The organism is Clostridium sp. UBA4548 (assembly GCF_002387895.1).
GTDB lineage: Bacteria > Bacillota > Clostridia > Clostridiales > Clostridiaceae > Clostridium_J.
Window position 1 is genome coordinate 285,555 of record NZ_DGLI01000021.1, and the last position, 10,942, is coordinate 296,496.

At 31.2% G+C, this 10,942-nt stretch carries 9 protein-coding genes and 1 riboswitch; of the genes, 5 read left to right on the forward strand and 4 right to left on the reverse strand.

Features of this window, described 5'->3' with window-relative positions; translation table 11 throughout:
* Positions 1-422: 422 nt before the first annotated feature.
* Both B3040_RS07730 and B3040_RS07735 read right to left on the reverse strand, forming a co-directional pair.
* Positions 423-968 carry a chromate transporter gene (locus tag B3040_RS07730; protein WP_291571875.1) on the reverse strand — a complete coding sequence of 182 codons (546 nt, stop codon included), beginning with the start codon at positions 966-968 and terminating at the stop codon, positions 423-425.
* Positions 969-1,505, reverse strand: coding sequence for a chromate transporter (locus B3040_RS07735; RefSeq protein ID WP_291571877.1), 537 nt, complete (start codon positions 1,503-1,505; stop codon positions 969-971).
* Between the two features lie 254 nt (positions 1,506-1,759).
* Between B3040_RS07735 and B3040_RS07740 the strand changes: the two genes are divergently transcribed.
* Positions 1,760-2,182, forward strand: a complete 423-nt coding sequence (locus B3040_RS07740) for a YaaR family protein (RefSeq protein WP_291571880.1) — start codon at positions 1,760-1,762, stop codon at positions 2,180-2,182.
* A gap of 173 nt (positions 2,183-2,355) precedes the next feature.
* Positions 2,356-3,642, forward strand: coding sequence for a helix-turn-helix transcriptional regulator (locus B3040_RS07745; protein ID WP_291571882.1), 1,287 nt, complete (start codon positions 2,356-2,358; stop codon positions 3,640-3,642).
* A gap of 130 nt (positions 3,643-3,772) precedes the next feature.
* On the opposite strand, the gene B3040_RS07750 is transcribed toward B3040_RS07745, so the two are convergent.
* Together B3040_RS07750 and B3040_RS07755 are read right to left on the reverse strand one after the other, a co-directional pair.
* The gene (locus tag B3040_RS07750; RefSeq protein WP_291571884.1) at positions 3,773-5,677 is read right to left on the reverse strand and encodes an NAD(+) synthase; all 1,905 of its coding nucleotides are present in this window, start codon (positions 5,675-5,677) and stop codon (positions 3,773-3,775) included.
* Positions 5,678-5,884: 207 nt separating this feature from the next.
* Positions 5,885-6,490, reverse strand: a complete 606-nt coding sequence (locus tag B3040_RS07755; protein ID WP_291572030.1) for a flavin reductase family protein — start codon at positions 6,488-6,490, stop codon at positions 5,885-5,887.
* A 659-nt stretch (positions 6,491-7,149) separates the two neighbouring features.
* On the opposite strand from B3040_RS07755, the gene B3040_RS07760 reads away from it, so the two are divergent.
* The 3 genes from B3040_RS07760 to B3040_RS07770 all read left to right on the forward strand — a co-directional run bounded on the left by B3040_RS07760 (position 7,150) and on the right by B3040_RS07770 (position 10,905).
* Entirely contained in the window at positions 7,150-7,887 is a 738-nt protein-coding gene (locus B3040_RS07760) for an AIR synthase related protein (RefSeq protein WP_291571886.1), read from the forward strand.
* A 303-nt stretch (positions 7,888-8,190) separates the two neighbouring features.
* On the forward strand, positions 8,191-8,952 hold the full coding sequence (locus tag B3040_RS07765; RefSeq protein ID WP_291571888.1) for an ATP-binding protein: 762 nt from the start codon (positions 8,191-8,193) through the stop codon (positions 8,950-8,952).
* Between the two features lie 391 nt (positions 8,953-9,343).
* A riboswitch (cyclic di-GMP riboswitch) is annotated at positions 9,344-9,431 on the forward strand.
* A gap of 91 nt (positions 9,432-9,522) precedes the next feature.
* The gene (locus B3040_RS07770) at positions 9,523-10,905 is read left to right on the forward strand and encodes a DNRLRE domain-containing protein (protein WP_291571890.1); all 1,383 of its coding nucleotides are present in this window, start codon (positions 9,523-9,525) and stop codon (positions 10,903-10,905) included.
* The last annotated feature ends 37 nt before the right edge of the window (positions 10,906-10,942 follow it).

The window sequence follows — 10,942 nt, forward strand, 5'->3', positions numbered from 1 at the left end:
GAAGTATTTATAGTGATGGAAATAAAAGAGACTCATGTATAATGCAATTTGCTTTATACATGAGTCTCATCATTTAAGGCAAGCCAGACTTTAAAAGTCACGATGTTGACTTTGCCACACAATCAATGGTGCTAATTACTCCCTCATAAATAAAAGTACATAATGAGTCAGTGTTAAAATCTAACTTATAAAAATATACACAGACTTCCTTAGGACTTTTAAAGGATTATATTAAATTTTGTATTGAAAGCCTTTAATAAGCTTCATAAATATCTCTATAATATATATATACATTTTTTTAGGCAATATGTCAACAATAGTCCATAGGTTTTAACAAATTTTCTTTACACTAAACATTATTGATTAAGGCTTAAACTGCTAAAACCTTGGGAAATTTATCCTGACATATAAAAATATATTAACTATGCCATGAGAGTTGGAATAAGTCCGTAGAATATGGTTCCCAAAACACCAGCAATTACAATGATTAGGATAGGATGAATTTTTGTCTTATAAAGTAGTCCTCCAATAATTAGTGCAATAATTAAGCTGTTTAAATCTCTATAAGATTCAAAACCTAATGAGAGAAATACTGAAATTATTAAGCCAATTAGGGCTGGACGCATTCCAGATAAGGCAGAAGACAGTAGGTGAGATTCTTTAAATTTATTAAAAAATATATAGGCTAAAGAAACTAAAATAAAAGAAGTTGTAACTACTCCTAAAGTTGCAACAATACTTCCTAAAACTCCTCCAACTCTATACCCTACAAAGGTAGCTGAATTTATAGCAATGGGACCAGGCGTCATTTGAGAAATACCAATTATATCAATAAATTCACTTTGACTTATCCATTGATTAGTAGTGACGATTTCCTTCTGAATAAGGGGAAGCATAGCATAGCCACCGCCAAAGCCAAAGGTACCAACCTTCAAAAAGGCTATATATAGTTTAAATAATAGACTCATTTAGTCCACCTTCTTTCTGTTAGAAATAATCCCATAAATTCCAGATACCAAAATAATATACACAGGATTTATATCAAAAATTAAAATTGCAGCAACCGTTACAACTACAATTGCAATATTTTTAAAAGTCTTACTTACTACCTTAGAAATGCTATTTACACCAACTAAGATAAGAAGTGGAACTGCAGCGTTAATTCCCTTAAATACTAATTCCACAATATATAAGTTTCTAAACTTACTAAAAAATATAGCAATAATTAATATAATGATAAAGGAAGGAAGGACTACGCCAAGTAGACCAAGAACAGCACCAAAGGGGCCACCTAGTTTGTAACCAATAAAAGTACAGCTGTTCACAGCAAGGGCACCAGGAAAGGTTTGAGATACTACAATTACATCTATAAACTCCTCTTTACTTAGCCACTTATTTTTAGTAACAACTTCAGTTTCAATAAGGGGTATCATAGCGTAACCTCCACCAAAAGTGAAACTGCCAATCTTAAAAAAGGTTAGGAACATCATAAATAGTCGTTTCATTAAAAATACCTCCATGTTTAAATCAGTAAAAAGCCAAATAATATTGCACTGGTGCCAAATAAAACACCAATAAGGGTTTAGGTATTAAAATCAATAACTAAATTATAAACCTTATTTATTATAGGCGCAAATTTACTGGATTAAACTGAATTAATTAATTATAATAGTTATAGAGAGGTAAAATTGAAATAATTGTATACAGTTAATAAATAATTCACTGTTTAAATAAAGATATTTTGAAAGGAGTTAAAGACATGGAAATATCCAAAATAAGAAGAAGTACCCCTGTGAAACAAGAAGGAATCTCCATAAGTAGCAAAAGTGATTTCACAAGAAACTTTAACTTTGCACGTCAACAAAAATCAGAAGAAGAATTAAAACAAATGTTTAAGGATATAAAAAATAAGGGGAATAGATTAGCAGTGTCTAAGTGTTATGCTGATGTTAGAGCATATAAGAGAGCTATAAAAGAATATCTAGAATCCATGCTAGCTTTTATGTATTCGGTGAAAAAGGATATAAGCTTTTGGCAAACTCAATATTATGTAACCGTAGAAAGTGTTGATAAGAAGCTTGAAGAGTTAACAGCTATGCTACTTAGTGAAGAAAAGGAAAATTTAGATATAGCAGGAACTATTGATGAAATAACAGGACTAATTGTAGATATATATAAATAAAGAATATTACTTGTAAATTTCATTTTTAAATGCATAGCTATTAGCTTATTACAGAGGGTGTAGTTAAAGGGTAAAAGTATTAAGAAATGTGGTAAAGGGTGAGAGAATAAAGGGGTTATTTCACTAGTAAAAGTGATTATGTTGGAAAAAATACAGTATAAAGGATGAGTTAAATGGAATTTTTACCACAAGGGAAAAGAATTAAAAAAATTAGAAAACAACTTAGAATGAAGCAAGATGATTTTCAAGATGAGAACATGACTAGAGGATACTTTGGAATGATAGAGGTAGGAACTAGAAGATTAAATAAAAAAACTGCTAAATTTATATTAGAAAAGTTAAAAGCTAGGGCTGAGGAAATAGGTATAGCCTTAAATATTGATGAAAACTACTTACTTATGTCAGAAGAAGATGAGGCTAGAAGCTTTTGCGAAGATAAATTAAAAAGAAATCCTGCAGAAGAAGAAATTAAGGAAGTTATTTCTATTTCAGAAAAATACTCTTTAAAGAAAATTAAAGCAGAGGCATATAGAACTTTAGGGGATATAAGATATAAAGAGTTCAAATTTGGAGAAGCATTTATAAATTACAGTGAATCAGCAGATGTGTGTAAGGAAATAAATGAGGCACCTTTACAATGTTATGTAAATAATAGATTAGGAATGTGCAAATACAATGAACTGGACTATGAAGAAGCCCTGCTATATTACAATAGAGCACGACAATCAGCAGCAGCTTCCAAGGATAGTGAAGTCGAGATGAATTCTATATTTAATATGGCCTTATCTTATAAAAGGCTAGAGATGTTTGATGAAGCAATGAAAAATATTGATTTATATTTAAATATGATTAATGGAAGAGAAGATTATAATGAGAAATATGTTTTAGCAAATATATTAAAATCTAATTGCTTTGAATTCAAAGGGCTTATCGATGAAGCTATAGACATATTAGAAACTTTAGTTGAAAACTTTAAAGATATTATTAAAAAGGATGAGGCTTTTATTTACAGTAATATTGGATTGCTCTATTTACAGAAAGATGAATTTGATGAGAGTCTTAAGGCTTTTAGTAAGTCTGAAACTATAAGGATGGAAAATGACGAGTCTAATTTATCACATACCATAATAGATAAGTCTAGAGTTTATATTAAGAAAGAGTTGTATACAGAAGCCATCATTCTAACGAAATTAGGAATTGACTTAGCTACTAGGTATAATGATAATAATTACTTACTAAAGGGGTATTATCAGCTTATAGAGATTTATGAAAAATTAGATAAAAATGAAGATATAGAAGAAGTTTACTATAAAATTGCTAATATTGTTGAAAAGGGAAATAACTTCTATGAAAAATTGAAGGTTTACCTAAGCTTAACTGAATACTATATAAAACAAAACAATATGGAAGAAGCTATTAAATATTTGCAAAAGTCTAAAAAGAATAATAAATGTTGTTAGATATTATCTATTGTATGTAAACTTTAAGGACTGCTAGAAATATAATTAAATAGAAATAAAACCTTACTCTGAAATGCCATGTTCCAGAGTAAGGTTTTATTTTTTTATTAGCTATTTAGGAAATTATTATTTAAATCCAGCCGTTATAGCTGGCATCTGAAGGCATTCTTAAATCTCCTCTTGGAGATAAGCTAATGGTTCCAACCTTTGGACCATCAGGAAGACAAGAACGCTTAAATTGTTGAGTGAAGAAACGTCTTAAGAACATATTTAGCCATTTAGAAATTTCTTCTTCAGAGTAATAGTCCCTAAAGGCAGCCTTAGCTAAGAATAGTATCTTTTCAGGAGTGGCCCCTTGTTTTATGAAGTAGTACAAGAAGAAGTCATGAAGTTCATAAGGACCAACTATATCTTCAGTCTTTTGAGTTATTTCTCCATTTTTATCCTTAGGAAGAAGTTCAGGACTTATAGGAGTATCTAGAATGTCAAGAAGAGTTTCTGATACCTTTCCTGAAAGCTGTTTTTCTGCTACATATTTAACCAAATACCTTACAAGGGTTTTAGGAATAGAGCAGTTTACAGAGTACATGGACATGTGGTCTCCATTATAAGTGCACCAGCCTAAAGCAAGTTCAGATAAGTCACCTGTACCAATTAAAAGTCCACCTTCTTTGTTAGCTAAATCCATAAGGATTTGAGTTCTTTCTCTTGCTTGAACATTCTCGTAGGTAACATCATGAACTTCTGCAGGATGACCTATATCCTTAAAGTGTTGAAGTGAAGCTTCCACAATATTAATTTCTCTTAAGTCCGTACCTAATTGGTTACATAAATCTAGGGCATTGGTGTAAGTTCTATCCGTAGTTCCAAAGCCAGGCATAGTTATAGTTACGATATTCTTTCTTGGAAGTCCAAGAATATCAAAGGTTTTAACAACTACTAGAAGAGCCAAAGTAGAATCTAGTCCTCCGGAGATTCCAATTACTGCTTTCTTTAAATTCGTATGACAAAATCTTTTTGCAAGGGCAGAAGCCTGAATATTAAAGATTTCTTCACAGCGCACATCACGTTCATGTTCATTGCTAGGAACAAAAGGATGTCTATCTATGTATCTATCAAAGGTACTTATTTCTGTATTATCAAAGGCAAAGTTAATATACTTTCCTTTAAAAGGACAAAAAGTCACACTATCTCTAAAGCTTACATTTTTAAGTCTTTCAGCTTTAAGTTTATTTATATCAATAATTCCAGTGATAATTTCATTTTCTCTTTGGAATCTTTCATTTTCTGCAAGGGTAGAACCATTTTCAGAAATCATTAAGTGACCGCTGAATAATAAATCTGTAGTGGATTCAAAGACTCCAGCGGAAGAGTATACATAAGCACTCATGCATCTAGCACTTTGATTGGAAATAAGATTTTTTCTATAATCACTCTTGCTTACTAATTCATTGGAAGCAGAAAGGTTACAGATAATGTTAGCTCCAAGAATACTTAAATAACTACTTGGAGGAATGGTTACCCAAAGATCCTCACAAATTTCAAAGGCTATTTTAATATCTCCACAGGTGAAAATTAAGTTTGTGCCAAAAGGGATTTCCTTTTGGAAGGATAAATCAATAAGATCTGTATCCACATGTAAACCGCTACTAAACCAACGTTTTTCATAAAACTCAGAGTAGTTTGGAAGATAGCTTTTAGGCACTATTCCAAGGAGTTTACCTTTAAAGATTATGTAAGCTGCATTATATAATAGATTATTATGCTCAAAAGGAGCACCTACTGCTATTAGAATATCTTTATGCTCCGAATAAGTACAAAGATTTTCTAAAGCATTTTCACTTTTATCTAAAAGTCTTCTTTGAAGAAATAAGTCACTGCAAGTATAAGAGGTTATTGAAAGTTCGGGAAAGATTAGAACCTTACACTCTTTAGCTAAACTGTCATCAATACACTTTTTTATATTTTCTAAGTTGAAATCCACATCAGCCACCTTTGTTACTGGGCAAGCAGAGGCAACTTTAACAAAGTTCATTTTATTCACACCTTTCATACTAATTCAATCATTAAGGCATCTGAAAATAAATAACAAGCATACTGGCTCATTTATTTTTCAAGATGTCTAATATAAGTTTATCATGTAGGTTCCATTAATGATTATTCATCTTCATATAGGATAGCCTAAGAAAAATCCTAATGATAAATGTATAAACTTAGTTAAAACAAATATATAAATGTTTTATCACTTTTTAGTATTTTTAGTCTTCTTTTTAGGAGAAGCTTTCTTTTTCATTACAGAATAACCAAACTTCCCAAGAGGCTTATTATTTAAAGAGAAATACTCGCCATGAGAATAAGAAATTAAATCTGCCTGTTCAAAATGTATTTTACCCTTATCATCAATTAATTCTTCATCTACATGACAACAAAGAACTTCTGCTAAAAATAAATCATGGCTACCAAGAGGAGTTATTGATTTAACTTTGCATTCAAAGGAAATTGGACATTCCTTAATAATAGAAGAAGAAACCTGTTGTCCTGGCTCTAAGGTGAAGCCCATTTCTTTAATTTTATCTATTTGCTTTCCAGAACGCACACCACAATAGTCTACAGCTTTAACTAAATTCTTTGAAGGTAAATTTACAATAAAGTTTTCTGTTTCCTTTATATAAGTATAGGAAAGTCTTTCAGGTCTTATGGCTACAGTTATCATAGGGGGTTTTGTACAAGCAGTTCCTATCCAGCCAACAGTAAAAACGTTATCCTTACCTTCCTTATTTTTAGAAGTAATAAGTACAGCAGGCACAGGATTTAACATTATACTTCCCTTAAAGGTGGCTTTAGCCATTTTCATCACATCACTTTCTAATATTAGGATAAGGTATTTAAAAATAGATAAAAATTATGTTTATCCATTATGATTTCATCTATGTATTATAACCTATATTGCAGGAAGTTTCCATGTTAACAAAAGTATTAAAGCTCTACGTAGTCTTTTAACTAGAAAAGACATAGGAGGAGTACAGAATAGAGCAGTACTTAGTAAAGTATCCATGGCTTTGCCAATATAAAAACTTAATAAGGATCTAATAAGCCAGTGGACAAATAAAGATAAACTTAAGTTCATATAGGAATAGGTGAGTAAATATAGTAAGATACCAATAAAACAATATGTAAATATAAGAAGGTAAGAATAAAACAATAAAGGAATATATAAGGAGAACAATATAGCAATATAACAATATAACAATATAACAATATAAAAATAAAACCATAAAAGAATAAAAGAATATAAGAATATATAGTGTTTATGCGGGTTTCAGCCATGTGGGCAAAATAAAGGGCTGAAAATAGGGGATAAAAATCCTGATTCAAAAGCTTCAGCTTTGAAGAAAATACACTTGAAATAGGTTTTAAACTTAAATTTTTTAAAATAGAACTGATGAATTAGGGGAGATAAGGTTTATAATTAGTAGAAGAGTATTTCAATGGTTTGAGGTGTTAATAATGGATATAAAAAAAGTAAGAGATTTAATTATTATTTCTATAGATGAAGAAAAATCTATGGTAATTGCTTGTGATAGTATTGGAAGTATTGGTAATAAGGAGTATGATGCTTTAAAGGTTGAACCTTTCATTACTGGTAAGTATGGTGTAAGGGTTGGACTTTTAGAAGTTATGGCAGCAAATGCTCAGGTAGTTACAGTTATAGATAATGTATGTGCGGAGATGGAGCCAACGGGAAGAGAGATAATAAAAGGAATAGAAAGTGAGCTACACAATGCAGGGTTAAAGGATATAGCCTTAGGGGGAAGCACTGAGGAGAACTTTCCTACCTTTGCTACAGGACTTGGAGTCACTGTCATTGGAATTGCAAATAAGAAGGATATTAAAGTTAACAAAATAAAAGCAGGAGGGGTAGTTTACTCTATTGGAACTCCTAAGGTAGGTAGTGAGATAAATTACTATGAGGATAAAGATATATTTCAGTACCACACATTAAAAGAATTATTAGGCAAAGAAGAGGTTTATGAAATAGTACCTGTTGGATCTAAAGGAATTTTATATGAAGCACAGGAACTGGCAAAAAATAATGATAAAGCCTTCAACTTAGAAGGTGATGTAAGTGTTGATGTACATAGGTCAGCAGGGCCAGCCACTGTGGCAATTGTTTGTGCAGATGAAGCTATTGAGGAGGAAATAAAACAAATTCCTAATAGCTATAAGATAGGAGTAATAAAATAGAGCTTGAAAAGTGAGCTAATTCACTTCAGGTTATAAGTTGATAACAATGAATGTAATAGCCAAAATTATGGGAATTAGAAGTATTACACCCCATAAAAATCCAATATAATATGATAGAAGTTATAAAGAAAGTTTGCCGGGTAACATAGGTTACAGACACTTTAAAAGAAAAAATATATAATTAGGATATAAAGAGTAATATTAGCTATGCTCAGTAAGTTTTAATAAAAGTTTTAACTATATTGGTTTCTTAGTTAGTTTGGTTTTAGTTTATTAATTTTACTAAATTGGGGGTAAAAATATATGAAAAGAAGAATTGTTGAAATAAATGCAGATAAATGTAATGGTTGTGGACTTTGTGTAACAGCTTGCCATGAGGGTGCTATTGAGTTAATTGATGGAAAAGCAGTATTAATAAGCGATATTTATTGTGATGGATTAGGAGATTGCCTTCCTAATTGTCCAACAGATGCAATTGAAATTATTGAGAGAGAAGCAGAAGCTTATGATGATGATGCAGTAAAAATGAGAATTATGGCAAAAAAAGCTATGGAGGCAGAAGAAAAGGAAGAGGAGCCACAGCAGGTCGAAAAAACAATGCCTTGTGGATGTCCAGGAACTATGGCTAAAACCATAGAAAAGAAAATAACCCTAACTCCACAAATTCAGCCTAAAGCAGCTAAGGGGGAAGAGGTTACTTCTGAATTAATGCAATGGCCAGTACAGTTAAGACTTGTACATCCAAATGCACAATATTTTAATAATGCTAATTTATTAATTGCTGCAGATTGTACAGCTTATGCCTATGCAAATTTCCATAGGGATTTTATTAAAAATCATATCACTGTAATTGGATGTCCAAAGCTTGATGATAATGATTACTACAGACAAAAAATAGCTGAAATACTTATGAATAATAAAATAAAAAGCATCACAGTGGCAAGAATGGAAGTGCCATGTTGTGGTGGAATCGTAAGCGCAGTTAAAACTGCAATGCTACAAGCTGGAGTCATAGTTCCTTATAGAGAAGTTACCATAGGAACTAATGGTGAAATCATAGAGTAAAGTTTGATATATTATAATGTAGCTGCATAAAAGCAGGTTGATGTGAAATAAACATCAGCCTGTTTTTTTATGTGAAGAATTGAAGGAGATAAATTATCATGTTTCAGGTAGTAAAAAATTTCTAAATAAGCTAATCTTTCACTTGTTATTTATTTTCACATGCTAAATAAATTACTAAAAACTACGATTATTAAATTATGGATTATATGTATATTAGTAACTTTATGGTAAATATATACCAATTACTAAAGGCATTAATCCATAAATGGATGTATTTTTATTAATGATGGACAACTTTAGGGATAAAGCTATTTTTAAAACTATGCTGATTTCTTAGTAGGGAGTTAAAAATACAAATTCAATGATAAAGTTATCCATCTATGCAAAAAACCATAGATAAAGGCAAATTTATTGAAAGATAAAGACGCAAAGCTACGGGCCTAAGGTATGGTAAATACTAGGGCAGCCGAGTTACCTAAGTGGTGTATTTCATTTATATATTTAATGAAATCTATTCACATGTCTAAAATTCAATATGCTCATATCTATGGACTTATTAGGGGGGATGAAATGAAAAGAAACGTTCTAATAAGGGCCATATGTATCTTTATGATCTTCTGTAATTTACTTTTTTCTTCAAGTGATGCAATTGCCTATGCTGCTGAAAATATAGCAAACCAGCCGCAAAAGGGAGAATACTACGGTAAGGACATCAACAAGGAAACTGAAAAAGTAAGTTCTGCAAATCAGAATAGTAACAAATCTACAAAGGCTCTTAGAAAACCAAGCGTAAGCAAACCAAAGAAAGAAAAAACCTATGCTAAGGACACGGAAGTAGTAAGTAAAAGAACAGCTAATAGTATGACCTATAAGCTGGATAATAAAACAGAAGTAAAGGACATTTATCTTGATAAAATAAACTATAAAGATGAGAATGGAAATTATCAAGAGATTGATAATACCCTAGAGCTAAAAAATGATGGGTATTATGAGAATAAAGCAAATGATTATAAGGTTAATTTCCCTACTGAAATTACAAAGGATAAAGGGATATTAGTACAGAATGGAAAGACTTCAGTAACTCTCTTCCCTATGGAGGGAGATTTTTCAAGGAGTGCAGCTGCAGAAAATGCAATATTGTACAATGATGTATTTGAAGGCGTAGATTATCAATACACTGCCAAATCAAATGGTGTCAAAGAGGACATTATACTAAATTATTATGTTGATAAGACTACATTTAAGTATGAAATCAGTGCAAAAGGAGTCACACTTAAAGAAGAGTTGAATTCAATAAGAGGATATGAACCAGGAAAGAAAGAGCCTATCTTTATTATAAGTGCTCCTTTAATGGTTGATGCTTCTGGAAAAATCAATAGTAATTTAACCATAAAATTAGACAAGAAGACCTTTGGCAAGGACATTATTACTGTAACAGTGGATGAAGACTGGCTTAAGTCGCCACAGAGAGCATATCCTGTAAAGATTGACCCTGAAATTAGCATCTTTAGCGGAGATATTAATGTAGCTTGTGCTGAGGAAAATGCACCAGATACTAATACTTTGAACAACGGGTATACCTATGCAGGGCTAGATGATGGTGTTGCTTCAGGAAATAATGATTATAAAATTAACGGACTTCAGAAAACTAGGACCTTTGTTAAGGTTAACAGAAACCTCAGTGCTGAAATGCCTAAAGAAGCAACTATAAAGTCAGCTAACTTTCAAATATTTAAATACACTGCCTTTTCAACGGCTGAAAGAGAAGTTGGCTTGTATAGTGTAGACGAAAGTTTTGATATAAGCAGGTTAACTTGGAATAACCAACCAAAGAATAGAACTTTTTATTCTTCTGCAATAATAAATGGTACTAAAGATTATATAAGCTGGGATATAAAGACTTTAGTTAATGATTGGATAAATGGAAAGACAAATAACGGGTTTATTTTATAGTATTTAAATGAAACTCAACAATGTGAAGCTTTTGCAA